Origin of the sequence: Algibacter sp. TI.3.09, from assembly GCF_038154905.1 — a bacterium.
GTDB lineage: Bacteria > Bacteroidota > Bacteroidia > Flavobacteriales > Flavobacteriaceae > Algibacter.
Genome location: NZ_JBAKAN010000002.1, coordinates 191918 through 218673 on the forward strand (window position 1 = coordinate 191918; position 26756 = coordinate 218673).

27 protein-coding genes are annotated in these 26756 nt (G+C 33.6%); 20 read left to right on the plus strand and 7 right to left on the minus strand.

Features of this window, described 5'->3' with window-relative positions:
• Positions 1-74 precede the first annotated feature (74 nt).
• The 8 genes from aspS (at position 75) to V6246_RS08650 (ending at position 9379) form a co-directional block, all read left to right on the plus strand.
• Positions 75-1829 (plus strand): aspartate--tRNA ligase, encoded by a 1755-nt coding sequence (gene aspS / locus V6246_RS08615; RefSeq protein WP_341560026.1) that lies wholly within the window; start codon positions 75-77, stop codon positions 1827-1829.
• A 44-nt stretch (positions 1830-1873) separates the two neighbouring features.
• Positions 1874-2590, plus strand: coding sequence for a DUF6503 family protein (locus V6246_RS08620; protein WP_341560027.1), 717 nt, complete (start codon positions 1874-1876; stop codon positions 2588-2590).
• Position 2591: 1 nt separating this feature from the next.
• Positions 2592-4385: a chloride channel protein gene (locus tag V6246_RS08625; RefSeq protein WP_341560028.1), complete on the plus strand. Its 1794-nt coding sequence runs from the start codon at positions 2592-2594 to the stop codon at positions 4383-4385.
• Between the two features lie 145 nt (positions 4386-4530).
• Positions 4531-6318, plus strand: coding sequence for a chloride channel protein (locus V6246_RS08630; RefSeq protein WP_341560029.1), 1788 nt, complete (start codon positions 4531-4533; stop codon positions 6316-6318).
• A 34-nt stretch (positions 6319-6352) separates the two neighbouring features.
• Positions 6353-6589 carry a hypothetical protein gene (locus V6246_RS08635; protein WP_341560030.1) on the plus strand — a complete coding sequence of 79 codons (237 nt, stop codon included), beginning with the start codon at positions 6353-6355 and terminating at the stop codon, positions 6587-6589.
• Positions 6590-6678: 89 nt separating this feature from the next.
• The gene (locus V6246_RS08640; RefSeq protein WP_341560031.1) at positions 6679-7716 is read left to right on the plus strand and encodes an aldo/keto reductase; all 1038 of its coding nucleotides are present in this window, start codon (positions 6679-6681) and stop codon (positions 7714-7716) included.
• Between the two features lie 373 nt (positions 7717-8089).
• Positions 8090-8584, plus strand: coding sequence for a hypothetical protein (locus V6246_RS08645; RefSeq protein WP_341560032.1), 495 nt, complete (start codon positions 8090-8092; stop codon positions 8582-8584).
• A 204-nt stretch (positions 8585-8788) separates the two neighbouring features.
• Positions 8789-9379: a DUF6515 family protein gene (locus tag V6246_RS08650; RefSeq protein ID WP_341560033.1), complete on the plus strand. Its 591-nt coding sequence runs from the start codon at positions 8789-8791 to the stop codon at positions 9377-9379.
• A 30-nt stretch (positions 9380-9409) separates the two neighbouring features.
• Here V6246_RS08650 and V6246_RS08655 read toward each other — a convergent pair whose 3' ends face one another.
• The 3 genes from V6246_RS08655 to V6246_RS08665 form a co-directional block, all read right to left on the minus strand.
• Entirely contained in the window at positions 9410-9796 is a 387-nt protein-coding gene (locus V6246_RS08655; protein ID WP_341560034.1) for a hypothetical protein, read from the minus strand.
• Between the two features lie 277 nt (positions 9797-10073).
• Positions 10074-11621, minus strand: a complete 1548-nt coding sequence (locus V6246_RS08660; protein ID WP_341560035.1) for a ribonuclease E/G — start codon at positions 11619-11621, stop codon at positions 10074-10076.
• A gap of 356 nt (positions 11622-11977) precedes the next feature.
• Positions 11978-12268, minus strand: a complete 291-nt coding sequence (locus V6246_RS08665; protein ID WP_042496479.1) for an HU family DNA-binding protein — start codon at positions 12266-12268, stop codon at positions 11978-11980.
• A 138-nt stretch (positions 12269-12406) separates the two neighbouring features.
• Here V6246_RS08665 and mutY point away from each other — a divergent pair, with 138 nt between their 5' ends.
• The 4 genes from mutY to gldD all read left to right on the plus strand — a co-directional run bounded on the left by mutY (position 12407) and on the right by gldD (position 15994).
• Complete coding sequence (gene mutY, locus V6246_RS08670; RefSeq protein ID WP_341560036.1) at positions 12407-13447, plus strand: A/G-specific adenine glycosylase; 1041 nt, start codon at positions 12407-12409, stop codon at positions 13445-13447.
• 155 nt (positions 13448-13602) lie between these two features.
• A complete protein-coding gene (locus V6246_RS08675) occupies positions 13603-14052 on the plus strand; it encodes a single-stranded DNA-binding protein (protein ID WP_159018551.1) in 450 nt (149 codons plus the stop codon).
• 53 nt (positions 14053-14105) lie between these two features.
• Positions 14106-15410 carry a gliding motility-associated protein GldE gene (locus V6246_RS08680; protein ID WP_159018552.1) on the plus strand — a complete coding sequence of 435 codons (1305 nt, stop codon included), beginning with the start codon at positions 14106-14108 and terminating at the stop codon, positions 15408-15410.
• Positions 15411-15412: 2 nt separating this feature from the next.
• A complete protein-coding gene (gldD, locus tag V6246_RS08685) occupies positions 15413-15994 on the plus strand; it encodes a gliding motility lipoprotein GldD (RefSeq protein WP_341560037.1) in 582 nt (193 codons plus the stop codon).
• 56 nt (positions 15995-16050) lie between these two features.
• Here gldD and V6246_RS08690 read toward each other — a convergent pair whose 3' ends face one another.
• Positions 16051-16560, minus strand: coding sequence for a heavy-metal-associated domain-containing protein (locus V6246_RS08690; RefSeq protein ID WP_341560038.1), 510 nt, complete (start codon positions 16558-16560; stop codon positions 16051-16053).
• A 183-nt stretch (positions 16561-16743) separates the two neighbouring features.
• On the opposite strand from V6246_RS08690, the gene V6246_RS08695 reads away from it, so the two are divergent.
• From V6246_RS08695 to V6246_RS08715, 5 genes are all read left to right on the plus strand, one after another.
• Positions 16744-17196, plus strand: a complete 453-nt coding sequence (locus V6246_RS08695) for a DUF4199 domain-containing protein (protein WP_341560039.1) — start codon at positions 16744-16746, stop codon at positions 17194-17196.
• A gap of 98 nt (positions 17197-17294) precedes the next feature.
• On the plus strand, positions 17295-17930 hold the full coding sequence (gene rplU, locus V6246_RS08700; protein ID WP_159018556.1) for a 50S ribosomal protein L21: 636 nt from the start codon (positions 17295-17297) through the stop codon (positions 17928-17930).
• A 41-nt stretch (positions 17931-17971) separates the two neighbouring features.
• Entirely contained in the window at positions 17972-18232 is a 261-nt protein-coding gene (gene rpmA / locus V6246_RS08705; protein ID WP_158846950.1) for a 50S ribosomal protein L27, read from the plus strand.
• Positions 18233-18448: 216 nt separating this feature from the next.
• Positions 18449-21292 carry a TonB-dependent receptor gene (locus V6246_RS08710; protein ID WP_341560040.1) on the plus strand — a complete coding sequence of 948 codons (2844 nt, stop codon included), beginning with the start codon at positions 18449-18451 and terminating at the stop codon, positions 21290-21292.
• Positions 21293-21297: 5 nt separating this feature from the next.
• Complete coding sequence (locus V6246_RS08715; protein ID WP_341560041.1) at positions 21298-22311, plus strand: phytase; 1014 nt, start codon at positions 21298-21300, stop codon at positions 22309-22311.
• A gap of 56 nt (positions 22312-22367) precedes the next feature.
• On the opposite strand, the gene V6246_RS08720 is transcribed toward V6246_RS08715, so the two are convergent.
• Entirely contained in the window at positions 22368-22829 is a 462-nt protein-coding gene (locus tag V6246_RS08720) for a DUF1569 domain-containing protein (protein ID WP_341560042.1), read from the minus strand.
• Positions 22830-22931: 102 nt separating this feature from the next.
• Here V6246_RS08720 and V6246_RS08725 point away from each other — a divergent pair, with 102 nt between their 5' ends.
• The 3 genes from V6246_RS08725 to V6246_RS08735 all read left to right on the plus strand — a co-directional run bounded on the left by V6246_RS08725 (position 22932) and on the right by V6246_RS08735 (position 24793).
• Positions 22932-23201 (plus strand): hypothetical protein, encoded by a 270-nt coding sequence (locus V6246_RS08725; protein WP_341560043.1) that lies wholly within the window; start codon positions 22932-22934, stop codon positions 23199-23201.
• Between the two features lie 108 nt (positions 23202-23309).
• Positions 23310-23519: a putative signal transducing protein gene (locus V6246_RS08730; protein WP_341560044.1), complete on the plus strand. Its 210-nt coding sequence runs from the start codon at positions 23310-23312 to the stop codon at positions 23517-23519.
• Positions 23520-23791: 272 nt separating this feature from the next.
• A complete protein-coding gene (locus tag V6246_RS08735) occupies positions 23792-24793 on the plus strand; it encodes an NAD-dependent epimerase/dehydratase family protein (protein WP_341560045.1) in 1002 nt (333 codons plus the stop codon).
• Here V6246_RS08735 and V6246_RS08740 read toward each other — a convergent pair.
• Both V6246_RS08740 and V6246_RS08745 read right to left on the minus strand, forming a co-directional pair.
• A complete protein-coding gene (locus tag V6246_RS08740; RefSeq protein ID WP_341560046.1) occupies positions 24759-25409 on the minus strand; it encodes a DUF4296 domain-containing protein in 651 nt (216 codons plus the stop codon). The genes V6246_RS08735 and V6246_RS08740 overlap by 35 nt on opposite strands.
• A complete protein-coding gene (locus tag V6246_RS08745; protein ID WP_159018561.1) occupies positions 25406-26752 on the minus strand; it encodes a dihydroorotase in 1347 nt (448 codons plus the stop codon). Before V6246_RS08745 ends, V6246_RS08740 begins: the two co-directional genes overlap by 4 nt.
• Between the last annotated feature and the right edge of the window lie 4 nt (positions 26753-26756).

Consider the following 26756-nt stretch of genomic DNA (forward strand, 5'->3'; position numbering starts at 1 on the left):
TTTACTTAAAAAAACAATTATAAAAATTTATACTACGCCGTATTTCATTAAATTTGCACCTCAATTTTACAACAATGTACAGAAGTCATAATTGCGGCGAATTAACAGCCACACATATTAACACAGAAGTAACCCTATCTGGTTGGGTTCAAAAGTCTAGAGATAAAGGTTTTATTGTTTGGGTCGATTTACGTGACCGTTATGGTATTACACAACTTGTTTTTGATGAAGAGCGCACTAGTAAACATTTAATAGAGCAAGCCCAAAACTTAGGTCGTGAATTTGTAATTCAGGTGAAAGGAACGGTAATTGAACGTGCTTCAAAAAACCAAAATATCCCAACAGGGGATATTGAGATTTTAGTTTCAGATTTAAAGATCTTGAACAAATCTGTAATTCCTCCATTTACTATTGAAGATAAAACGGACGGTGGCGAAGACATTAGAATGAAATATCGCTATTTAGATATTCGTCGTAATCCAGTAAAAAACAGTTTAATTTTTAGATCTAAAGTTTCTCAAGAAGTTAGAAACTATTTATCTAAAGAAGGTTTTATTGAAGTTGAAACACCATATTTAATAAAATCTACACCAGAAGGCGCAAGAGATTTCGTAGTACCATCTCGTATGAATGCTGGTGAATTCTACGCACTTCCACAATCGCCACAAACCTTTAAACAATTACTTATGGTTGGTGGTATGGATAAGTATTTTCAAATTGTAAAATGCTTTAGAGATGAAGATTTACGTGCCGACCGTCAGCCAGAATTCACACAAATTGATTGTGAAATGGCCTTTGTTGAGCAAGAAGATATTTTAAATGTTTTTGAAGGTTTAACCCGTCACTTACTACAGGAAGTTAATGGTGTTTCCATTGATAAATTCCCAAGAATGCTTTACGATGATGCCATGCGTTTATACGGAAACGATAAACCAGACATCCGTTTTGGAATGGAATTTGGCGAATTAAATACTGTAACACAACATAAAGAATTTGGCGTTTTTAATAATGCAGAATTAGTTGTTGGTATTGCTGTACCCGGCGGAAATAGCTACACAAGAAAAGAAATTGATAAATTAATAGATTGGGTTAAGCGTCCACAAGTTGGTGCTTTAGGCATGATTTACTCACGTTGTAATGATGATGGAACCTTTAAATCTTCAGTAGATAAATTTTACGATCAAGACGATTTAGCAAAATGGGCAGAAGTTACCGGTGCTAAAGCAGGCGATTTAGTTTGTGTACTTTCTGGCGATAAAAATAAAGTACGCGCACAATTAAGTGCTTTACGTATGGAATTAGCAGAACGTTTAGGTTTACGCGACCCGAAAGTATTTGCTCCTTTATGGGTTATCGATTTTCCTTTACTGGAACTTGATGAAGAAACCGGGCATTACCACGCCATGCACCACCCGTTTACATCTCCTAAACCAGGTCAACTAGAATTACTAGACACGAACCCAGGTGATGTAAAAGCAAATGCATACGATTTGGTTTTAAACGGAAACGAAATTGGCGGAGGATCTATTCGTATTCACGATAAAGAAACACAAGCCACAATGTTTAAACATTTAGGTTTTTCTGAAGAAGAAGCAAAAGCACAATTTGGTTTCTTAATGGATGCCTTTCAATACGGAGCACCGCCACACGGTGGTTTAGCTTTTGGACTAGACAGACTGGTTGCCATTTTAGGAGGCCAAGAAACCATTCGAGATTTTATTGCTTTCCCAAAAAATAACTCAGGACGCGATGTAATGATTGATGCGCCTGCTCGAATTGATGATGATCAATTAACAGAATTGAGTTTAAAGCTTAATTTAAAATCATAATATTAAAATCCTGCTTTTGCAGGATTTTTTAGTAAACTGAATATATGAAAAACTTAACCTTCTTTTTATTAGTTTTCGCTTCAACAATAGCTCTAGCTCAAACTATAACAGGACCAGAATTATTAAAAAAATCGATCCAATTTCACGATCCAAATAGCAGTTGGGAAACTTTCGATGGTCGTTTTACGGTTAGCTTGAAAATGCCAAACAAACCCGAGCGACAAAGCAATATCACAATAAGCTTACCTAAAGAATATTTTTCTTTAAAAACCGTAAAAGACAGCCTAGTAATAGAATCTATTATTAATAAATTAGACTGCACGCTATCTATAAATGGAAGCACCGATTTATCTGAAGCATTAAAAAAAGAACACAACCTAAATTGTAAACGCGCCAATTTATTTAAAGACTACTACACCTATCTATATGGTTTACCAATGAAATTAAATGATGAGGGCACTATTATAGATCCAAACGTAACTCAAAAAACATTTAAAGGAAAAGACTATTTAGTTCTAAAGGCAACCTACTCCAAAGAAGTAGGTAAAGATACTTGGTATTTCTACTTCAACCCCAAAACCTACGCTATGGAGGTTTATCAGTTTTTTAAAGATGAAACTAAAAACGATGGCGAATATATTTTGCTAACCGATTTAGAGACTATAAACGGAATTAAAATGCCAAAAAATAGAGCTTGGTATTACAACAAAAACGATAAGTATTTAGCTACCGATATTTTATCGAAAAACGCATCAAATTAAAATGCCTAAACAAACCGTTTTAAAGAAAATACTAATTTGGAGAGCTAAGCATATTTCCAAAAAGCAATTTGTATACCTATTAAGTATTATTATAGGTTTTACCGCAGGTATGGGTGCGGTTGTTTTAAAAAATCTAACCCACTTTATTCAGCATTTACTAGAGGCTAAACTAATAAAACACTACCATCACGCATTCTATTTCCTATTTCCTATTCTAGGTTTAACCTTAGTGTATTTAGGTATAAAATATATTATACGAAACAAGGTAAGTCACGGTATTCCTTCTACGCTTTATGCTATTTCAAAACGTAAGGCAATCATGAAACCTTTTCAAATGTTTGGCTCTATTTTAACAGCACCTTTAACCGTTGGTTTTGGTGGATCGGTAGGACTAGAAGGGCCAACTGTTGCAACAGGTGCAGCATTAGGTTCAAACATTGCCAGAATGTTCCACATGAACCAAACCACAAGAACACTACTTGTGGGTTGTGCTGCTGCTGGAGCCATGAGTTCTATTTTCAAAGCTCCCATTGCCGCCATTATTTTTGCGATAGAAGTGTTTAGCTTAGATCTAACTATTGCTTCAATGTTACCATTATTATTAGCATCTCTTTCGGCAATTTTAACTTCTCAATTTTTCTTTGGAGACGATGTAATTTTACCATTTAGAATTGAAGACAAATTCTACCTTTCCGATGCACCATTTTACATCCTTTTAGGGGTTATAGCTGCTTTTATTTCTATTTACTTCACTGAAGTTTACGATCGCATCCAAAAGCTTTTTGATTCATTAAAATCGCCTATTAAAAAATTAATAGTTGGTGGTACCGGTATTGGTTTATTGGTTTATTTAATTCCGCCATTATACGGTGAAGGGTTCGATGTAATCAATAACTTAATTGTTGGCAATCCACAAAAAGCGCTTGAAAACAACATCTTCGGTTTAGATTTATCAAACATCTGGAATGTTATTTTACTTCTTATAGCACTTATGCTTTTCAAAATTGTTGCTAGCGCGCTTACCTTTGGTGCTGGTGGTGTTGGTGGAATTTTTGCACCAACTTTATTTATGGGTAGTATTATGGGCTTTTGTTTATCTAAAATCATCAATCATAGTGGTTTATTAAGCACACCGCTTTCAGAAAGTAATTTCACCTTAGTTGGCATGGCCGGCCTTTTAGCAGGAGTACTACACGCGCCGCTTACAGCCATATTTTTAATTGCAGAACTTACAGGAGGCTACGAGCTTTTTGTACCGCTAATGTTAACGTCAACCATTTCTTTTAGTATTACAAAATACTTCAAACCCCATTCCGTTTACAACATGGAATTAGGCCGAAAAGGAGAATTAATAACTCACGATAAAGATCATGCGGTTCTAACTTTAATGGATATTGATAGAGTTATTGAAACCAACTTTACGGTTTTATATCCAACAATGACTTTAGAAGAAATTATTCAAAAGGCTGTAAAAAAATCAAAACGAAATATTTATCCGGTTATTAACAAGGAAAGTAAAAAACTAGTAGGTATTATTTTATTAGATGATTTACGCTCTATTATGTTCGATCAGTCACTTTACAAAGAAGTTACAGCATCAGACTTAATGCAAAAACCACCCGAAGTTATTAATTTGGATAAGGATAAAATGACCGATATTATGAAGAAATTCCAAGACAGTAGCGCATGGAATTTACCAGTTAAAAAAGATGGAAAATATTATGGTTTCATAACAAAATCGAAACTTTTAACATCATACAGGCGTCAATTGATAAATTTACAAGCCGAATCTTAAATCTAATTTTTTATTCAAAACCAAAATTTGTCCGATAATATCATGTAATGCCAAAAAAATTATTGAAATTCGTGTATTGGTGTCAAAACATGCAAATACAAACCATTATCAGTAAGTGATACAGACGTTTTAGTAATTTTAAACCATGCCTACAACTACTAAAAAAAGACTACGTAAATTTTTAATTTGGAAATACAAACATGTTTCCGAACCTCAATTTGTGTATATACTTAGTATTCTAGCTGGTTTTTTAGCCGGAATGGGCACCGTTGTACTTAAAAATCTCACACACTACATCCGCTTACTTTTTGAGTACGAAACGTTCAAAAATCATCACCACGCGCTCTATTTTATTTTTCCTATCATTGGGTTGCTACTTGTTTATATTATAAAACAAACCTGGTTAAAAAAACATATTGGCCACGGTATATCTTCAACGCTACATGCTATTTCAAAGTTAAATGGCATTATACCGCGATATAATATCTACGCATCATTAATAACAGCACCGTTAACAGCTGGTTTTGGTGGTTCGGTAGGTCTACAAGGCCCTGCCGTTAGTGTGGGTTCTGCGTTAGGATCCAATGCCGCTCGCCTGTTTCATATGAGCAGTAAAACAAGACTTCTACTCATTGGCTGCGCTGCTACAGGAGCTATGGCATCAATGTTTAAAGCCCCAATTGCGGCCATTGTATTTGCTGTAGAAATTTTTAGTTTAGACATTGCTTTCACATCATTAGTTCCTTTACTACTTGCATCAGTTTCTGCCGTGTTAACATCTTACATGTTTTTAGGAACCGATGTTTTACTACGTTTTGAACTAACCGATAAATTTGAAATTAAAGACATAGGTTTCTATGTACTTCTTGGTTTGGTAACAGCCATAGCATCAGTATATTTTTCTAAAGTCTTTTTTGCGATAACCAACTTCTTTAAACAGTTTGAAAGCAGAGCAGTCCGCCTTATCATTGGAGGTTTAGCCATAGGCACCATGTTGTATTTTATTCCGCCATTATACGGTGAAGGTTATGGATTAATGAACAACTTATTAAAAGGCGACCATTTAGCCGCTATTGGCAAAACACCTTTTGATTTAGACCTCTCAAATATCTGGATTGTTATTGCCCTACTTATTGGTATTTCAATATTTAAAGCCATTGCCATGACGACTACTTTTGGAGCCGGTGGTGTTGGCGGTGTGTTTATCCCAACATTAGTTATGGGCAGCGCTTTAGGAAATGCTTTTGCCAAAATTATTAACAACATCGGACTCGGATTTCACGTTTCAGAATCTAATTTCACGCTTATTGGAATGACGGGCTTAATGGCAGGTGTACTACACGCACCACTTACAGCTATTTTCCTTATTGCTGAAATCACGAGTGGTTATGAACTTTTTGTGCCATTAATGCTTGTTTCTGCTATATCTTTCAGTTTTACAAAATATTTTATTTCGCATTCTATCTACACCTTGAAATTAGCTGAACGTGGCGAATTAATGACTCATGACAAAGACCAAAATGTACTTATGGTTTTAGATATCGATAAAGTTATTGAAACTAATTTTATAACGCTAAAGCCAGAAATGAAATTGGGAGATATCCTGAATAATGCAGTAGCAAAATCTTCTAGAAACCATTTTCCGGTGGTTAATGACGAACATGAATTTCTTGGTGTAATTAGACTAGATGATGTACGACATATTATGTTCAATTCCGATCTATATGAAACCGTAACAGCCGAAAGCCTTATGCATGCAGATGCCGGAATTATAGAATACGATGCCGATAACATGAACACCATAATGGAGAAATTTAAAACCAGTGGTGCCTGGAATTTACCAGTTATTAAAAAAGGTAAATACTTTGGATATATTTCTAAATCTAAACTTTTAACCGCATACAGACAACAGCTTATAAAATTCACAAAATAACGCTGTTCACCATAAAAAAAGAATAAATTAAAGCATGAAATACCTTATCACAATATTAACCATAGCAGCATTTACCAGTATTCTTCTCGGATTTTTTTTAGAAGTAGATTACGCTCAAAAACTTATAGGTTTTGGGGTTACCGGACTCTTCTTGGTTGTTTTCCCTATATTTTCATACTACCGATGGAAAGATAAAGACCCTAAAGACTATATGCTTACTAAAGAGAATTTAGATAAAATGAACGCATCGCAACGCGACAAAAAATCTTAAATTCTAAATAAACCTCTGGAGATGGACAGGAACTGTTTACTTCTTTTCATTACTAAAACTTCAAATTAAACTTACTCTCAAAACAACACATGAAATACACAACACTTCCAAATACAGATATAAAAGTTAGTAAAATATGTTTAGGCTCCATGACATGGGGAAACCAAAATAGTGAAGCTGAAGGTCATTCACAATTAGATTTCGCATTAGAACAAGGTGTTAATTTTATTGATACTGCCGAACTATATCCTGTTCCCGCAACAGCCGAAACACAAGGCCGAACTAGTAAAGTTATTGGCACTTGGTTGAAAAAAACAGGCCATAGAGAGAAAGTGATTTTAGCATCTAAAATTGCAGGTGTTGGCGATTACACAGCTCACATTCGCACAACTGGTTTTAGTCCGAAAGCTATTGACGATGCTGTTAATGGAGAATTAAAACGCCTACAAACCGACTATATAGATTTGTTCCAGTTACATTGGCCAGAAAGACAAACAAATTATTTTGGAACACGCGACTACAAACACAATCCGGACGATGCTTGGAAAGATAACTTTAATGAGATTTTAAATACTTTAGATCGCATTATCAAATCTGGTAAAATTCGTCATATCGGTATGTCTAACGAAAAAGCTTGGGGAGCCATGCGTTACCTAGCAGAATCTAAAATTAACAACTTGCCAAGAATGGCAACCATACAAAATGCCTATTCTTTAATAAACCGTGTTTTTGAAGGTGACATGGCAGAAGTTTCAATACGCGAAAACTTAGGCTTACTAGCCTATTCTCCTATGGCATTTGGTGTGCTATCTGGTAAATACATAAAGGGAACCGAAGCTAAAAACTCCAGACTAAACCTATTTCCTAGATTTGCAAGATACAGCAGTCCGCAGGCTACCGAAGCCACAAAACGTTACTTAAAGATCGCGGAAGACAATAATATGTCGCTTGCAGAAATGTCGCTTGCCTTTGTTAATCAACGCCCGTTTCTTACTAGTAATATTATTGGAGCAACAAATTTAGAGCAGTTAAAAGAAAACATAAACACTATTAACATCACGTTAAGTGAAGACGTTTTAGAACAAATAAATGCAGTGCATGCAGAGATACCAAACCCTGCTCCATAAAACTAATTTTCTTTTTGTAAGCGGCCGACTGATAAAAATAGATTTTTTATTTATTTAAAATGAATATAAAAAACAATTTTGAATGACAATTATCTAGTGTTTTATACTTATTTCCAATAAATTAACAATCTTTTAAACACAGTACCAGATTTCACGTTAGCCAATGCGTTTGAACATTAAAACACTAATTACAGTTTCTATTATTCTACTTTTAGTAAGCTCGTATTCTATATATCACGAATATCTTGAGACCAGTAGAATATTGCGGCTTACAACTGCTATTAGTTTTTTTATTTTATTTCTGATAAATAAAGGCTATAGATATTACAAATTACTCTTTGCTTTTTTATGCTTTATTGTTTCAGATGTTTTTATGTTATTCTACGAAAATATTGTACTCAATAAACTCACTTCATTAGTAACGGTTATAGGTTATGTTACCCTTATCAACTACATAATTAAAAAAGTACAGGTAAAAAACCTCAATAAATACATTATCAGCTTTTTTGTTGCCTTAATTCTTTTTAACGTTTACAAACTATACGACATTATTCACACTATTAAATACGTGCTTTTAGATCATGTTCAAGAAATGTTACTCTACATGTACGGAGCATCATTAATAACTATGTGTGCACTATCTGTTAATCATAATTTTAAAGAAAACACTAAACGCTCTATGTACTTCATGCTTGCAACATTTAGCTTAGCACTGTCAGATCTGTGTGCTTTTACAGGCTATTATCACAAGATTTATTCAGTTTACTACGCAGATCGGGCTTTTTACATTTTAGCTCTATATTTTATTGTTCGCCACACGCATCAACTCTCACAGAAGGAAGACGAACCTATATTTTTCGAAGAATAATAAGCCTCTTCAGCTTTTATTAGAGTAAAAACACAACAACTTAAAAAACACTTTATTTCACTAACAGACAAACAAATAAGCCTCAAAAACAGCTAATAATACAGTATCCATAAGTGATAAAGAAATGTTAAACTCCATATAACGATTAAACACTACAGTTTTTATATGGTCTAAATGGTATTAATAACATTAAAAAAAATTATCATGAAGACTATATTAAAAACAACCATTGCCCTTTTATTAGTATTAGGTTTTTCAGCAACAAGTGTTGCTCAAAACAATAAAAAAAACACAAAACGAACAACTGTTACTAAAACCGTAACAAAAACTACAGCCAAGGCAAAGCCTATTTCACGAAGTAAAGTGACTTACAAAACACCTACAAGAAAAGTAGTATCGGTTAGAAGTATACCAAAATCTTCTGTGGCTATAAAGCATAATGGTACTTCTATTTATTATACCAACAATAAGTTTTTTAGATTAAATGGTGGTCGTTATTTACCAGTTGTACCAACTGCTGGTTTTCAAATAAAAACACTTCCGGTAGGTTACAAAAGAATTAATTTTAACAACAGAAGCTATTTTACTCATAACGGTATTTACTTCACTCAGGTTAACAATTATTATGAAGTTATTACTCCAGAAATTGGAACTGTAGTTTATGAACTACCAGAAGATGGTGAAAAAGTAACCATTGATGGCGCGAGATATTACGAGTTTAATGATGTGCTTTATGAAAAAGTTCAGATAGACGGTACTAGAGCTTACGAGGTTATTGGCTTTATTGAAAACTAATTAATCTTTTGTATTTATGGTATAAAGGATCTATTCGTCTAAAAACTCGTAACCTTCTAGCCAGCTTACAGCGGCCTCGTGCGTAGAAAACACTTTGTATTTATACTTTTTATTTCTAGCAATTGCACCATAAAGCGTGCTTATTGCGGCAGTTGCGGGGCTGTTTATTACAACAGCGCTTACTACGATAGTGTAGCATTTTAAAGACTCTGTTTTTACTTTATTAAAGGATTTTAATGCTTTGTATGAAAATGAAAAGGTAGCGTCTCTAGCATCAACCATAGTTCTTAATTGCCTTGGGTAACTTGTTTTCTCTTGAAAAGATTTTAAGTAACCAACGATGTCGTGCATACTAACATCGTCTTTAAATTGAGTTTCTAGAATTTTTAATTCTTCGTTATAAACGGAATGTATCATGCGAGGTTAAGTTTGTAATATTTTTTTGGGTTTGCAAATGTATACATTACAGACTATTATATTTAACATGATTACCGTAAAGTACTAAAAATTAACGAAACACGACTAAATTAGTCGATAAACTGCGTTAGGGATTGGAGCATTGTTGGAGCTCTTTTTGTGTGGTTGCACCTATGCAACACAAAAAAGCGACTGCGGAAAGCCCGACCCTTGTGGTAACGCCCAAAATATATTGCATAAAAAAACCCTTACTAGATATTAGTAAGGGTTTTTTATATTATTTAATTTGATTACCATTTTCATCGAAAAAATGATATTCTAGATACGTGTAAGCATCTCTTGGTAAAATTTTAACCCATTTTTTGTGTTCAAAAAACCATTTTGAACGCATAGATGGAAAGCCCTTGGTAATAAAGGCTGCTATAAAAGGATGTGTGTTTAATGTCAGCTTTTTATAGTCTTTTTTAATAAGTCTTTCTAGGTCGTGAGTAATTTTTTCCACGATACCTATTGGTGCTTCTACCTCGGAACCATTAATTATCACGTCGGGATTTTCCTCTCGTGTTTTAATGTTCATTTCTGGTCGAACGCGTTGTCTCGTTATTTGTATTAGTCCAAATTTACTTGGTGGCAATATTTTGTGTTTTGCCCTATCATCCTTCATTTCGTCACGTAAGTGATTGAAGAGTTTTTGCCTGTTCTCAGCATTGGTCATGTCTATAAAATCGACTACAATTATGCCTCCCATATCGCGTAAACGCAATTGGCGAGCCATTTCGGTAGCTGCGATTAAATTAACCTCTAGCGCTGTGTCTTCTTGACTGTTGGCTTTATTAGATCGGTTTCCGCTGTTTACATCAATAACGTGAAGGGCTTCGGTATGTTCTATTACCAAATAGGCGCCTTTTGCCATAGATACGGTTTTACCAAACGATGTTTTAATTTGTCGTTCGATGCCGAATTTTTCGAAAATCGGGGTTTTGGACTGGTGCAATTTAACGATTGATTCTTTTTTAGGTGCAATTTCTTGCAAATAGTCTTTAATTTGATCGAAAAGCGTTTCATCATCCACGGTAATTCCTGTAAAGGTATCGTTGAATATATCTCGTAAAATTGATGAGGCTTTATTCATTTCGCCCAATACTTTACTGGGGTGTTGTGCTTTCGGTAATTTTTTACACATTGCGGTCCAACGACCTAACAATGTTTGTAAATCTTTATCCAGTTCGGCTACTTTTTTGCCTTGTGCTACTGTACGAACAATAATACCAAAACCCGGAGGGGTGATGCTTTTTACCAGTCGTTTTAATCGGTCTTTTTCTTCACGGTCTTCTATTTTTTGAGAAATAGAGATACGGTTTGAGAAAGGAACTAAAACAATGTATCTACCAGCTATAGAAAGCTCTGAGCTTATTCTAGGACCTTTTGTAGATATTGGTTCTTTTACTATTTGTACTAATAGCGATTGGTTTGATTTTAAGGCATCGACAATTTTACCGTCTTTATCGATGTCTTTTTCAAATGGGAAATTTTTTAAAGAAAAATCTTTAAGTTTACCTGTGCTTACACGTTTTGTGAATTTTAAAAGTGAAGGTAGTTTTGGTCCTAAATCGTGATAGTGCAAAAATGCATCTTTCTCGTAGCCTACATTAACAAATGAGGCATTTAGACCAGGAACCGTTTTTCTTATTTTGGCAATAAACACATCGCCAACCGAAAAATTGTTACCATCTTCATCTTTCTGTAATTCAATAAGTTTTCCATCTTTTAATAAGGCAAAATCAACATGCTCGGAACTAGATCGAATAATCAATTCTTTATCCATTTTGTTAATTTTTATCCACCTCGAAAAAATCGAGACAGATGGATTATACAATATTTTGGTTTAGTGAATTACTTCACCAAACTCACAGGATTTTTTAATAAATCTGTGGAGTCCATTATTTTTAATTGAATGAACTCATTTCAAAGAACTTTGTTTGTTTTTTAAAACCAAAAAAAGTAGCTAATCTAACTACTTTTTTGATTTATTTTTTCTTCTTGTGACGGTTAGCGCGTCTACGTTTTTTACGTTTGTGAGTTGCTACCTTATGTCTCTTACGTTTTTTACCACTTGGCATAAATAGAGTGTTTTAAAATTAATAATTCTGTAATACTGAAGCGATTCCAGTACTTGTGTTTTTATTTTACGTCTACATTTGTCTTAACGCCTTCTACAAATACTTTTGCAGGCTTAAATGCAGGGATGTTGTGTGCAGGTATTTTAATGGTAGTATTTTTTGAAATATTTCTACCTGTTTTTTCTGCTCTAGTTTTTATGATAAAGCTACCAAAACCTCTTAAATATACATTATCTCCACCTTCTAAAGAAGTTTTTACCTCTTCCATGAATGTCTCAACAGTTGCTTGAACATCTCCTTTTTCAATTCCTAACTTCTCAGAAATTTTTGCTACTATATCAGCCTTTGTCATTATTGCTATTATTTTTAATGTTACTATAAATTCTAAAAGGGATGCAAATATAGGAATTAAATTTTCAATATTTCAAACCTAATTCATTAAAATTTAAGATTATAAACGTTTATTTTTGCAGCCGCTATAAATTCAATTATGATATTCTCAAAAATTTTAATTAACTGGTATTCAATAAATAAGAGAGAATTACCATGGCGAAAAACCACAAACCCTTTTTATATTTGGCTCTCTGAAATAATTTTACAGCAAACTCAGGTTAAGCAAGGGTTACCATATTATGACGCTTTTACCGCTAAATACCCCACAGTTTTCGATTTAGCAAACGCAAATGAGGACGATGTTTTAAAACTTTGGCAAGGCTTAGGGTATTACTCTAGAGCACGAAATTTACACGCTACAGCAAAACACGTGGCAACCAACCTAAATGGTAACTTCCCAAACACCTATAAAGAACTCTTAAAACTAAAAGGTGTTGGCGATTATACCGCAAGCGCTATAGCTTCTATTTGCTTTAACGAAGTTGAGGCTGTAGTAGATGGTAACGTTTACAGAGTATTATCTCGCTATTTTGGAATTTCGACACCTATAAACTCTACTAAAGGTTTAAAAGAATTTAAATTACTTGCCCAGAAATTAATAGATAAGAAACAACCAGCAGAATTTAACCAAGCTATTATGGAGTTTGGCGCTACACAATGTAAACCTAAAAGTCCAGATTGTAGTGTATGCCCTTTTAGTAAAGGTTGTATTGCTTTTAATAAAAACTTAATTGGCGAGTTACCTGTAAAAATTAAATCGGCCAAAGCCAAAAAAAAGCATTTCAATTTTTTAGTTTTTATTTCTGAAGACGAGCAAACCATTTTACAACAACGCCAAGGTAAAGGTATATGGCAAAACTTATATCAATTTCCTTTAGTTGAAACTGAAAGCACTGTAGATCCAAAAAGCTTTAAAACCTTAATAAAAACCCACGAATTACTAGCAAATCAAAAATTCGAATTACTCCTATATAATAAGGATGCTATTGTGCACAAATTATCGCACCAGCATCTTTACACTCAATTTTGGATTGTTAATGTTGAAAAACTCCCTGTAAATGGTATTCCTATGGAAAACATTCGCGATTTTGCTGTTCCTATTTTAATTGGCGATTTTATTGAAGCTTTTAATTTTTAACTAATTAATACGCGCAAACAACATTTTTTTATTAATTTTAGAAAAAGGAATATAAAATCCTTTTTTGCAAAAATAACAATCCACTTCGGTTGATTTAAAATAAAGATAAATAGGAATTATTTATCTATTTTTGCTTTCTCTTAAAACAAGAAATTATGTCTGGAACATTAAATAAAGTTATGCTAATTGGGCATTTAGGCGACGAAGTTAAAATGCACTACTTTGAAGGTGGCGGCTGTGTTGGTCGTTTTCCTTTAGCAACTAACGAAACCTATGTTAGCAAGCAAACTAATGAGCGTGTTACTAACACCGATTGGCATAATATTGTTGTAAGAAATAAAGGCGCAGAAATTTGCGAAAAATATTTAAGCAAAGGTGATAAAGTATATATTGAAGGCCGATTGAAAACCAGAAAATGGCAAGACGAAAAAGGCAACGATAGATACTCTACCGAAATACAATGCAGCGATTTTACTTTTCTTTCAACTAAAAAAGAAAGCGAAAGTAACGCCAACAACGCACCAACACAACAAAAACCTGCTCCCGCGAGTCCGCAACCAGCAAGTAAACCCATTGAAGACACCGATGACGACTTACCATTTTAATTTTATTCTCGATGCTTTTTCGAGAACCCTGTGTTTAACTAAAACTCAAGCTCTTGGATCCTGACCCCACAAGTTTAATTAGTTTATTTGTAGCGATAGATTTTTCTGTTGCCTTAGGATACTTGCTATTATTTTTACTTTTATTTTGCTCTGCTCTTATTTCTGGAGCGGAAGTCGCTTTATTTTCATTATCAAAATCTGATATTGAAGCCGATTTGGAAGCAAAATCTAAACGTATTCAAATTATTTTACAACTTCTAGAACGTCCAAAAAAACTATTAGCTACTATTTTGGTTGCCAATAATTTTATAAACATTGCCGTTGTTATTTTATTCGCCTACCTAAGCAGTAGTTTATTTGAAGGTATTGCAAACCCCGTTTTAAAATTCACTTTAGAAGTTATCATTGTAACTTTCTTAATTTTATTATTTGGCGAGATTTTACCAAAAATTTATGCAAGCAGAAACAACTTAAAATTTGCCAGTTTTATGGCATATCCGTTAAGGGTTTTAGATGTTTTACTTTCACCTATTAGTTTACCTATGCGCAGTGTAACATTAGCCATACACAGCAAATTAGGGAGACAAAAATCGAATTTAAGTATAGATCAATTATCACAAGCTCTAGAACTTACTAGCGAAGAAGACACTACTAAGGAAGAACAACGTATTCTGCAAGGCATTGTATCTTTTGGAAACACAGATACCAAACAAGCCATGCGCCCTAGAATAGATATTTTTGCTCTTAATATTGATCAAAAATACATGGATATTATGCCCGAAATTGTAGAAAACGGCTATTCTAGAATCCCTGTTTATCAAGACAATATAGACAACATAAAAGGTATTCTTTACGTTAAGGATTTACTTCCTTTTATTGACAGAAAACAATTTGATTGGGCCACCTTAATCCGTGAGCCATTTTTTGTTCCTGAAAACAAAAAGCTAGATGATTTAATGGCGGAGTTTCAGGAGAAAAAAGTCCATTTAGCAGTTGTTGTAGATGAGTACGGAGGAACTTCGGGTTTAATTTCTTTAGAAGATATTATTGAAGAAATAGTTGGAGATATTAGTGATGAGTTTGACGATGAAGACTTAAAATACTCCAAACTAGACGATAACAATTACGTTTTTGAAGGCAAAACAGCTTTAAAAGATTTTTATAAAATTATTAAAATTGAAGATGAAACTATTTTTGAAGACCATAAAGGTGAAGCAGAAACAGTTGCAGGCTTTGTTTTAGAGATTTCAAAAAGCTTCCCCAAACTCAATAGTAAAATAAATTTTAAAAATTACGTTTTCACTATTGAGGCTTTAGACAAAAAAAGAATAAGGCTCGTTAAGTTTACAATAACATAATTATGAAAAAGTTTTACGTGTTTTTTTTAGCCATAGCATGCTTATCTTGTAATGAAGATTACATACCTAAACCAAAAGCTTTTCTAAGCTTAGAGTATCCGGCAGCAAGGTATTCTAACGCGCCATTAGAAGCGCTCCCTTTTACGTTTGAAACAAATGCATTAGCCGAGCAAATTAAAGTAAAACCACTACGTGCTTCAACGGAAAGTTATGGTCTAAACATAGAATATTCAACATTAAAAGGCACCATTTTTCTAACCTATAAAGCTATTGAAAACGATAAGAAAAACTTAGCCGATTTTATTGAAGACGCACAAAAGCTAACACTAGAACACACCAAGAAAGCTGATGAAATCCCTGCTTATCCTTATGAAAACAATGAACGTAAGGTTTATGGATTGTTTTCTGAAGTTATAGGAAACGTTGCATCTCCGGCACAATTTTACATTACGGATAGCGTAAACCACTTTTTAACCGCTTCACTTTACTTTAAAACAAAACCAAATTACGATTCCATACTACCAGCATCACACTATTTACAAAATGATATGAAACGCATTATGGAAAGTATAAAATGGAAATAAAAAAAACGCTTCAGTTAAAAAACCAAAGCGTTTAAATATATTATTAAGTAAAAGTACTAAGCTTTTTTAGCACAACAAGCCTCTTTACAATCGGCAGCGCAACTCATTTTCTCTCCTTCTTTTACACCAGCAGTACAACAAGATTTTTCACATCCTGGCTCACATGTTTTTGCTGTTTCTTTTCCTGTTGAAAAAGCATCTACAGTCTTCATATCTTTTACGCTATACATATCAGCAACACTTGCTACCGTTTTAGTAAGAGATTCTGGAGAAACTTTAGCTTCATCATATTCTACCATTGCTAATTTTTTATCAAAATCAACTTTAGAAGATTTTACACCTTCCATTTTAGCTATTTTTTTCTCTATAGTTGCTGCGCATCCCATAGCACATGTCATGCCTTCAATAGTAAATTCTGCTTTAGCATAAGTTGCATTCGGGTCTAACTGAGCTACAGCATCACTAGCATGCTCAACCGTTTTCACTTCAGCTTTAGCTTCATTCTTACAACTAAATGCAAAAACTGTAACCACTGCAAGCATTAAAATATTTTTTATCATTTTCATAACTAGTTTTTTATTTTATTGAAAAACAAAATTACTAAATACTTGTTATTTAGAGCATAGAATTGATATTTTTTTATGATTCTTATAACAGACTGATTACAATATTTACAATCAAAAAACATTTAAATATTATGATAAATCACAATTTTTCACGAAATTGAAAAGGACTAAACTATAAAAACCATGAAAAAAATATCGCTCTCACTTAGATTCGGACTCGTTACAAGTGCTGTATTAATTGCATATTTCTTGCTTCTCGGGCTATTCGATTTACACAAAAATCCACTGTATAGTTTATTTAATTCTGTAATTACTGGTTTTGGTATATATGAAGTTATACGCCTACGTAAATTACAAAACATTAACACCTTTAGTTATGGCGAAGGTTTTAAAACTGGAGTTTTCACTGGTTTTATAGCAACTTTAATTTTTACATCTTTTTTTTTAATTTACTCTACAGAGATAGATCAAGACTATTTACCCGCACTTACCAATTCCATGAACGGAAACTTCAATATTAACGCGGGTTTAATTACATTTATAGTTGCCGTAATGGGTTTAGCCACAACAGTAGTTTCTGCCTTTGTAATTATGCAACGCTTTAAAATAAGCCGAAATATGCCTGAAAAAGAATAAATCGTTTGTAAATTAATTAATTAGCAGTATATTTGCACCCGCTTATGGACAAAATAAGCACATTTTATAAACAAATTAATTAATAAAAACGTTACGCTATGTACGCAATTGTAGAGATAGCAGGGCATCAATTTAAAGTTGAAAAAGACCAAAGAGTTTTTGTTAACCGTTTAGCAACAGAAGAAGGTAAGGAAGTTTCTTTCGACAACGTTCTTTTAATTGCAGATGGTGACAACATAACTGTAGGCGCCCCAGCTATAGATGGAGCACAAGTAAGTGCTAAAATCTTAAGACACCTTAAAGGCAATAAAGTTATTGTTTTCAAAAAGAAAAGACGTAAAGGTTACCGTGTAAAAAATGGTCACCGTCAATCTTTAACGGAAATCGTAATTGAAAGTATTGCTACTTCTGGAGCTAAAAAAGCTGCACCAGTAAAAAAGGCAGAACCAAAAACCGAAGCTAAGCCAGCTGCTAAAAAAGCAACAGGAAAAGCAGACGACTTGAAAAAAGTTGAAGGTATTGGACCAAAAATCGCTGAAACTTTAGTTGCTGCAGGAATTGCAACATTTGCTGAATTAGCAAAAACTGAAGCTTCAAAAATTTCTGAAATCATCGCTGATGTTCGTGGTAACCACGTAACCGACACATGGCCAGCACAAGCTCAATTAGCTGCTGATGGTAAGTGGGATGAGTTGAAAAAATGGCAAGACGAATTAGATGGTGGTAAAGCTTAATTGCTGAATTACTTAAGTATAACAATATAAAACCTTAGATCATGGCTCATAAAAAAGGAGTTGGTAGTTCGAAGAATGGTAGAGAATCAGAATCAAAACGTTTAGGCGTTAAGATATTTGGTGGACAAGCTGCTATTGCTGGAAATATCATTTTAAGACAACGTGGTAACACGCATCACCCAGGTGAAAACGTATACCAAGGAAAAGATCATACATTACATGCATATGTTGATGGTCTTGTAAAATTTACTAAGAAAAAAGATAATAAATCTTACGTTTCTATCGAGCCTTTCGAAGCTTAGAAATTAACGTTCTTAATAAAATAAAAACCCTTTCTGGAAACAGAAAGGGTTTTTGCGTTGATAAAAATCAATATTTACTAAATGTTCTTTTAATGTTAACTACAGATTAAAAGACAGATTTTTCTTCCAGACAGTTAACGTTAACTTAAAAAAGACATAATCCAATTTCATTCTCATTTTTATTATTTCGTCGAGACAAAATAACTAACAATAATCATGAGAAAAAACAATGCAATTTTAATAATAGCGCTACTGCTTTCGTTGATAGGAATATCTCAAGAAGGTAATATTCAAGGTGTTATTACAGATAGCGATGGATTAAAAGTACCTTTCAGTAATATTATAATCGAATCTTTAAAAAAGGGAACAATTTCCGATGTTGATGGAAACTTTACGCTTATTGGCGTTCCTGCTGGTAACCAAACCGTAACAGTAAAATATATTGGTTATGATGATAGTAGCTCAAATATTTTAGTAAAAGCAAACGCAACTTCAACTTTAAACTTCACTATTACTCCAAAAGCATTAGAACTAGATGGTGTAACTATTACAAGTTATGTAAGCGGACAAGCAAAAGCGCTTAATGCACAGAAAAACAAACAAAATATTACGAATGTAGTCTCTACAGATCAAATTGGTAAATTTCCAGATGCTAACATTGGCGATGCTATAAAACGCATACCAGGCATAACCATGCAAGTAGACCAAGGAGAAGCTAGAAACATAATTGTTCGTGGTTTAGCACCGCAATTAAACTCTGTAACTTTAAATGGAAGCCGCATACCTTCCGCCGAAGGCGATAACCGTAATGTACAAATGGATTTAATTCCTGCAGACATGATTCAGCTTATAGAAGTTAGCAAAGCAGTAACACCAGATATGGATGCCGATGCTTTAGGTGGCTCGGTAAACTTAGTAACCCGAACGTCTCCAGAAGGTTTTCGAGTTTCAGCTACAGCAGGATCAGGTGTTAACTACATCTCGAATAAAAAAATACTTAATGGTTCTTTTTTAATAGGAAATAGAAGCGATAACGGAAAATTTAGATGGATGCTTTCCGCATCGGTAAACGATAACGATTTTGGAAGTCATAATTTTGAAGCCGAATGGGAAGATGAATTTGAATATAACGCAAATGATGACGAAGATAATTTAGAGGAAGTAGCCGTTAACCCTTACGCAAAAACCTTTGAAATTAGAGATTATATTGTACAACGTACAAGACGTAGTTTTTCGGCTAACTTAGATTATAAACTAGATCAAAATAACAGCATCTATTTTAAATCTATTTACAACTGGAGAGACGATCGCGAAAACAGGTTTAGATTAGAACATGAAATTCTAGACGGTGAAGATATTGAGCCAGGTGATTTCACAGTAGACTCAAATGGTAACTTAAGCATGTTTCCGGTAGAAGCAAAACGCCAAACTAAAGGAGGTATTGACAACGACAGAAACCAAAACACCAGACTAGAAGATCAACGTATGCAAAACTATAACATTGGTGGTGCACACTTAGTTAACAAACTACAAATAGATTGGATGGCCGCTTATTCTAAAGCTTCTGAAGAGCGTTTAAACGAGCGCTACCTAGAATATGAAAGTGAGTACACCATTAACTACAACAACGACTCTAGACACCCCCTATTTACTCCAGTTAGCAATAACGATGCACTTTACAATAGCTTTGAATTTGGTGAATTAACCGAAGAAAACCAATACACCGAAGAAAAAGATTTTAACGTTGTGGCGAATTTCAAGTTACCTTTAAATTTATTTGACGATAATAACGGATCATTAAAATTTGGTGTAAAAACAAGATTGAAAAATAAAAACAGAGATAACAATTTTATTGAATATAGCCCAGAAGGCTCAAGCTTCGATCTATTAGGCGGTATCCCAACTAGAAATTACAGTAATCCAGATTTTTTAGCAGGTAGTCAATATGCTATTGGATCTTTTGCAACTACCGAATTTTTAGGACAATTAAACTTAAACGATGCTACTTTGTTTGAAGCTGAAGATTTACCAGAAGAATACCTAACGGCAAACTTTGACGTAGACGAAAATGTATTTTCAGGTTACGCCATGACCAGCCAACAAGTAAGCGATAAGCTAAACATTTTACTTGGTATTAGATTAGAGCATACTAGTATTAACAGTACTGGTAACGAAATTATTTTTGATGAAGATGGTGATTTTGCAGGAAGCAATAGTGTTACAGATAAAAACTCGTACACCAATGTTTTACCTGGGTTACATTTAAAATACGATTTAACAAAACAAACCGTTTTACGTTTTGCATGGACCAATACTTTGGCAAGACCAAACTATATTGACCTTGTTCCGTTTAGAGAAATAAACAATGAAGATGAAGAAATTAAGTTAGGAAACTCAGAACTAGATCCAACAACATCTATGAATTTTGATGTTATGGCAGAACATTATTTTAAATCTGTTGGTATTATTTCTGGAGGTGTTTTCTACAAAGATATTCAAGATTTTATTTATGTTTTTCAATATGAAGATGAAAATGAATACGAAGTTTACCAACCTTTTAATGGAGACCAAGCTTCTATTTTAGGATTTGAATTTGCGTTCCAACGTCAGTTAGATTTCTTACCAAGTTTTGCAAGAAACTTAAGTGTTTACTTAAATTACACCCATTTATCATCTAGCGCAGATGGCATTAGAAATGAAGATGGTGAAGAACGCACCGATTTAGATTTACCAAATACAGCGCCAAATATGTTTAACGCATCGTTAGCTTATGCAGACAAAAAATTTAACGCTAGGCTTTCTGGTAATTATTCAGGAGCTTATGTAGATGAAATTGGCGGTCGTGCTTTTGAAGACCGTTATTACGACAAACAATTTTTCTTAGATTTTAACGCTGGTTATAAATTCAACAAAAATCTAAGTATTTACGCAAGTTTAAATAACATAACAAACCAGGCTTTACGTTATTATCAAGGTGAAAAATCGAGAACTATGCAGTCTGAGTCTTATGGACAACGCTTAACTTTTGGCTTAAAATACGATCTATTTAAAAGAAACTAAACATAATGAATTACAATAAAATAATATTACTAGGAAGCCTAACATTATTAACTGCATGCGGCACTCAATTTCCAGAAATTGCACCAGATGTTATTACAGAAAACACGTTGCATGATACTGATGATCCTGCAATTTGGGTAAACCCGAACGATGCTTCAAAAAGTATCATTTTCGGAACAGATAAAGAAACAAATGGCGCTATTTACGCCTTTGATTTAGATGGGAAGATTATAGAAAATAAAACCATTAGAAACATAAAACGACCAAACAATATCGATTTAGAATATGGTTTTAAACTTAACGACTCTACCCAAACCGATATTATCGCCTTTACAGAAAGAGAAAACAAAACCATCCGTTTGTATTCGGTGCCAGATATGAAACCTTTAGACAACGGCGGTTTCCCTGTTTTTGAAAATGAAACCACACCAGAGTTCGATGCTCCAATGGGTATTGCGCTTTATAAATCGCCGAAAACGAATGATATCTACGCTATTGTTGGACGTAAAAACGGTCCAAAAGAAGGCTATTTACATCAATACTTATTAACTTCGGATAGTTTAGGTGTGCACTCAAAACTAGTTAGAACCTTTGGAACTTTTAGTGGTAAAAAAGAAATAGAAGCTATTGCTGTAGATAACGAAACTGGTATGGTTTATTATTCTGATGAGATGCACGGTATTCGTAAGTATCACGCTGAGCCATCGCAAGGAGATAAAGAAATTTATGTTTTTGGAGGTGAATATTTTGAGCGCGATATTGAAGGTATTGCTATTGCAAAATACGCCGACAAATCGTTTTTAATAGTATCTAACCAACAAGCACATACGTTTTGCATTTTCGATTTAAAAACAAATGCTTTTATTAAGGAATTAAATTTAGGCACTTTGGAAACCGACGGCTGCGACGTTACAACAGTGGCTTTAGGTGACAAGTTTCCGAATGGTGTTTTTGTCTCTATGAATGATGAAAAGAATTTCTATTTCCACGATTTAGCAAAGTTGAAATTATTAGAATAAATCACTTTATATTTTAATTAAAAAGGTTCTTTGAAAGTATTTCGAAGAACCTTTTTTTATGATTTTAAAATATCGCGTATAATTTTAAGATGATGATTGGTATGGATTTCTAAAAAACGAACAGTCTGCTTTTTATTGATCATTCCAAACATAGGATGATTGAAATAAGCGTTTTCCGGAAGTGTTTCAAGTTTTTTAATATATGCTCTAGCAACTTGTAATTGATTATGTATTTCTGTTTCTACAATCGTTTCTGGAGGTCTTACTGATTTTGGTGCTCTAGCTTTACCTCTTGGAAAAAAACCTAATTTAAATAACACTACACGCATAAAGCTAAAGTTCGATTTATAGGTTTCGGGATTAGAATCTATAGCTTGCTCACTTACCGAATTAATCACTTTTAGGGCATGATCTAACTGCCAACCTACGGTAGATTTAGAAATTTGGCTATTCTTTTTATCTTTAGAAGAAACACACTTCTCCAGCTTAAATAACATTTCTGTTAAAATAATACTCATTTAATGTTAATTTAATAATTTTATTGAAAGATATTGAATAAATCATTAACTTTAGAGTATTGCATTTGCAATTACTTATTGTTTAACTTAATACTTACGCCTATGCTACCCTTTAGATCTGAAATTAGAAATTCCCCAAACCAGCAAGCTATCAAGATTTTTTTGAGTGATGAAACTTTAGATGCGCGAATTAAAAAACATTTGGAGCATTTTAATGAAATTGATCTTATTGAAATCACAGAAAGTATTGGGCAAAATAGAGTTGGCGAAAATATTACTGTGTTTTTAAAAGATGATGCGGATATCTCCAAGATGAAATCGTCCATAGATTCCAGTTTATGGTGGTATTTTGAAGAAGACCATGTGGACTAATACGGTTTGACCTTGTATAAAAATAATTCTATTTATTATGAAATAACACTTTATTTTAAACGATAAGGTGTTATTATTTTACGTTAAAATTAATACCAAAAAAAATAAATGAGCTTAACAACCATTAAAAAATCGAACTTAGCTTCGGATTTAATTATACTAAAAGGCAAACTAGAATCTGAAGGCATTACCTGTTACTTAAAAAACGAGTTTACAACACAATTAATGCATTATGTACCTACTTGTGAAGTTGAACTTCAGGTGTCAAATTCTGACTTAGAGCGTGTTGAAGAAATAATGAGCACTATGCAGGACTAATGGCATTGTATTACTATTCAACACACACTTATACTTCACATAACTTTACGCGATAGCGATTGCAGCGGCATCCTTTTTGGTGTGAGCCAGACCTTTGTTAATTAGATTTTCTCTTTTGACAATGCCATGACTTTATTAATTTACTAAAACTTAATGCACCTAAAAGATATAGCGGAAAGCGCGGTTTATTTTGGCCACTAAAAGCCAAAATAAAATTGCCCAAATAATACTAAAACACCGACTATGGTTTAAATATTTATTACTTTAGTTGCATGATTTTAGTTACGGGTGGTACGGGTTTGGTTGGTGCACATTTACTGTATAAATTAACTAGCCAAAAGGAAAAAGTTAGAGCAATTTACAGAAGTGAGCACAAGTTGCAACTGGTTAAAAATGTGTTTGCATCGCTTGATGTTAATGCTGAAACGCTTTTTGCTACCATTGAATGGGTTAAGGCCGATATTTTGGATGTTCCAGCACTTCTAGAGGCTTTTGGAGGTATTCGACATGTTTACCACAGCGCTGCTTTTGTATCTTTTGAGCCCAATAAATACCATCTTTTAAGACGAACAAATATTGATGGCACTGCGAATATTGTTAATTTATGCTTATCTGAAGGTGTTGAGAAACTTTGCTACGTAAGCTCGATTGCTACTTTAGGCAGCGAGTTAAATAACAAACCTGTTAGTGAGGAAACTATTTGGAATCCGGAAGCCGATAATAACGCTTATGCTATTACTAAATATGGTGCCGAAATGGAAGTTTGGCGCGGTACTCAAGAAGGTTTGGATGCTGTAATTGTAAATCCTGGAGTTATTTTAGGTTCTGGTTTTTGGGATAATGGCACCGGTAATTTATTTAAGAAAGCAAAAAAAGGATTTCCGTTTTATACCTCGGGAACTATTGCTCTAGTTACTGTTGATGATGTGGTACGATCTATGACCACTTTAATGAATAGCGACATTACTAACGAGCGTTTTGTTTTGGTAGCAGAACATTGGACCTACAAACGTTTTTTGGAAACTTTAGCGACAGCTGTTAATGGGAAACCACCTGAAAAACTAGCACCAAGTTGGTTGCTAAATATAGGTTGGCAATTAGACTGGTTTAAAACTAAACTTACGGGTATGCGCAGGCAATTAACAAGGAATTTGGTGCGCACACTATCTACCGATACGCAGTACAATAGCGATAAAATAAAAACAGCTTTAAATTTTGAATTTAAAGCTGTTGATGATGTTATTCGCGAGACTGGACGTCTATATCTGAAATAGGTTTAACTAATTTAGACTGTATTTTTGAAAATTTTTCGAGGTCTACACTTTCAATTTTCTCCAACACATCGTCGGTAACGGTTTTATTTTCTTCTATAATTTTATTAAACTTCTCTTTTAACAAAGTGGTGTCTAATAAAATTTCTTTTTGAAGACGTGTTTTAATAGAATCGTGAAGTTTTAAATTAGAAATAGAATCTTTTAATGTGGTTAGCATTTGTAAAGAATCTTGTTTTCTTTTTCTAGCAACTTCGGCCTCTTCTTTTTTCTCTAAGTCTTGGTAAAATACTTTTAATGCTTCTAGACTATCTTTTACCTTTTGGTAAATTTCATCGTATTCCTTAATATTAAACGTGTAATATTCGTTGCTTTCGGCAAATTGTAAACTATCTATATTATGTTTTTCAAACACATAGGTTTCCAAATCAACACCATGGCTTTCCATAATGCGTTTATTCGCCATATTGGCCGAACCTACTATTTTTGCATCAATTAAAATATCGACCATTTTTTCCTTAGAAATTAAATTCTTAGGTTTTTTAGGCGCTTTAAATTGGAAACAAGCTGTTACCAATAGCATGATGCTTAAATATGTTAAAAATCGGTTTAAAATCATCTATCGAAAGTTAATCGTTTCGCTGCTTTTACATCGTTAAACTTACCATTTTGGTACACTAAAGCTCCATTTAAAAACGTATGGGTTATTCTAGATTTAAAGGTGGCGCCTTCAAAAGGAGACCATCCACATTTATATAAAATATTATCTTTTTTAACCGTCCATGGGTTGTTTAAGTCTACTAAAACTAAATCGGCAAAATAACCTTCTTTTACATAACCACGTTTTTCTACTTGAAATAGAATAGCTGGATTATGGCACATTTTTTCGACTACCTTTTCAATAGAAATTTTTCCTTTATGGTACATTTCTAACATGGCAGGTATAGCATGTTGCACTAATGGTCCGCCCGATGGTGCTTTTGTGTAAACGTTATTTTTCTCCTCTATAGTATGTGGCGCATGATCTGTTGCTATAACATCGATACGATCGTCTAGTAAAGCTTCCCAAAGTTGATCGCGATCTTCTTTAGTTTTTACGGCAGGATTCCATTTAATTAATGTTCCTTTTTTATCGTAATCTTCATCACTAAACCAAAGGTGATGTATACAAACTTCGGCAGTAATCTTTTTATCTTTTAAAGGAATTTTATTACTGAATAAGTTTGTTTCTTTACCTGTAGATAAGTGAAAAACATGTAGTCTAGCACCTGTTTTTTTAGCCAATTCTATAGCTCTAGAGGATGAAATATAACAAGCCTCTTCACTACGGATAATTGGATGATATTTTAATGGAATATCGTCACCAAATTTATCGATGTGTTCTTGTAAATTCTTTTTTATGGTAGCCTCGTCTTCACAATGTACAGAAATTACCATATCTGTACTTTTAAAAATCTTTTCTAAAACTGCTGGATCATCTACCAACATATTCCCGGTAGAAGAACCTAAAAATAGTTTTAAACCAGCAACCGATTTTGGGTCAACTTTTAAAATTTCTTCTAAATTATCGTTAGTTCCACCAAACATAAACGAGTAATTAGCATAAGATGTTTTAGCTGCTATATCGAACTTCTCCTCTAACTTTTCTACAGTTGTAGTTTGCGGATTGGTATTTGGCATTTCGATAAACGATGTAATACCACCTGCAATAGCCGCTCTAGATTCGGTTTCAATATTTGCCTTTTGCGTTAAACCTGGCTCTCTAAAATGAACCTGATCGTCGATAGCACCTGGTAAAACATATTTACCTTCGGCATCTAACACATGTACATCGGCAGATTTCGCACTTATAGAATCGTTAATTTCTTTAATGTAATTACCCTCAATTAATATATCGCCTTTTACCGTTTTTCCATCGGTAACAATATGAGCGTTTTTAATAAGTGTCGTTCTTAATTTCATAATC

Bases quoted from the DNA above. Each gene is read 5' to 3' on its own strand.
- V6246_RS08635 (WP_341560030.1), top strand. From the start codon at position 6,353: ATGAAATACCTTATCACAATATTAACCATAGCAGCATTTACCAGTATT.
- V6246_RS08690 (WP_341560038.1), bottom strand. From the start codon at position 16,560: ATGAAAATGATAAAAAATATTTTAATGCTTGCAGTGGTTACAGTTTTT.
- V6246_RS08620 (WP_341560027.1), top strand. From the start codon at position 1,874: ATGAAAAACTTAACCTTCTTTTTATTAGTTTTCGCTTCAACAATAGCT.
- V6246_RS08625 (WP_341560028.1), top strand. From the start codon at position 2,592: ATGCCTAAACAAACCGTTTTAAAGAAAATACTAATTTGGAGAGCTAAG.
- V6246_RS08665 (WP_042496479.1), bottom strand. From the start codon at position 12,268: ATGACAAAGGCTGATATAGTAGCAAAAATTTCTGAGAAGTTAGGAATT.
- V6246_RS08695 (WP_341560039.1), top strand. From the start codon at position 16,744: ATGAAAAAAATATCGCTCTCACTTAGATTCGGACTCGTTACAAGTGCT.
- V6246_RS08710 (WP_341560040.1), top strand. From the start codon at position 18,449: ATGAGAAAAAACAATGCAATTTTAATAATAGCGCTACTGCTTTCGTTG.
- rpmA (WP_158846950.1), top strand. From the start codon at position 17,972: ATGGCTCATAAAAAAGGAGTTGGTAGTTCGAAGAATGGTAGAGAATCA.
- V6246_RS08740 (WP_341560046.1), bottom strand. From the start codon at position 25,409: ATGATTTTAAACCGATTTTTAACATATTTAAGCATCATGCTATTGGTA.
- V6246_RS08675 (WP_159018551.1), top strand. From the start codon at position 13,603: ATGTCTGGAACATTAAATAAAGTTATGCTAATTGGGCATTTAGGCGAC.
- V6246_RS08725 (WP_341560043.1), top strand. From the start codon at position 22,932: ATGCTACCCTTTAGATCTGAAATTAGAAATTCCCCAAACCAGCAAGCT.
- V6246_RS08650 (WP_341560033.1), top strand. From the start codon at position 8,789: ATGAAGACTATATTAAAAACAACCATTGCCCTTTTATTAGTATTAGGT.
- rplU (WP_159018556.1), top strand. From the start codon at position 17,295: ATGTACGCAATTGTAGAGATAGCAGGGCATCAATTTAAAGTTGAAAAA.
- V6246_RS08645 (WP_341560032.1), top strand. From the start codon at position 8,090: ATGTTATTCTACGAAAATATTGTACTCAATAAACTCACTTCATTAGTA.
- V6246_RS08640 (WP_341560031.1), top strand. From the start codon at position 6,679: ATGAAATACACAACACTTCCAAATACAGATATAAAAGTTAGTAAAATA.
- V6246_RS08655 (WP_341560034.1), bottom strand. From the start codon at position 9,796: ATGATACATTCCGTTTATAACGAAGAATTAAAAATTCTAGAAACTCAA.
- V6246_RS08730 (WP_341560044.1), top strand. From the start codon at position 23,310: ATGAGCTTAACAACCATTAAAAAATCGAACTTAGCTTCGGATTTAATT.
- V6246_RS08745 (WP_159018561.1), bottom strand. From the start codon at position 26,752: ATGAAATTAAGAACGACACTTATTAAAAACGCTCATATTGTTACCGAT.
- aspS (WP_341560026.1), top strand. From the start codon at position 75: ATGTACAGAAGTCATAATTGCGGCGAATTAACAGCCACACATATTAAC.
- V6246_RS08720 (WP_341560042.1), bottom strand. From the start codon at position 22,829: ATGAGTATTATTTTAACAGAAATGTTATTTAAGCTGGAGAAGTGTGTT.
- V6246_RS08715 (WP_341560041.1), top strand. From the start codon at position 21,298: ATGAATTACAATAAAATAATATTACTAGGAAGCCTAACATTATTAACT.
- mutY (WP_341560036.1), top strand. From the start codon at position 12,407: ATGATATTCTCAAAAATTTTAATTAACTGGTATTCAATAAATAAGAGA.
- gldD (WP_341560037.1), top strand. From the start codon at position 15,413: ATGAAAAAGTTTTACGTGTTTTTTTTAGCCATAGCATGCTTATCTTGT.
- V6246_RS08660 (WP_341560035.1), bottom strand. From the start codon at position 11,621: ATGGATAAAGAATTGATTATTCGATCTAGTTCCGAGCATGTTGATTTT.
- V6246_RS08735 (WP_341560045.1), top strand. From the start codon at position 23,792: ATGATTTTAGTTACGGGTGGTACGGGTTTGGTTGGTGCACATTTACTG.
- V6246_RS08630 (WP_341560029.1), top strand. From the start codon at position 4,531: ATGCCTACAACTACTAAAAAAAGACTACGTAAATTTTTAATTTGGAAA.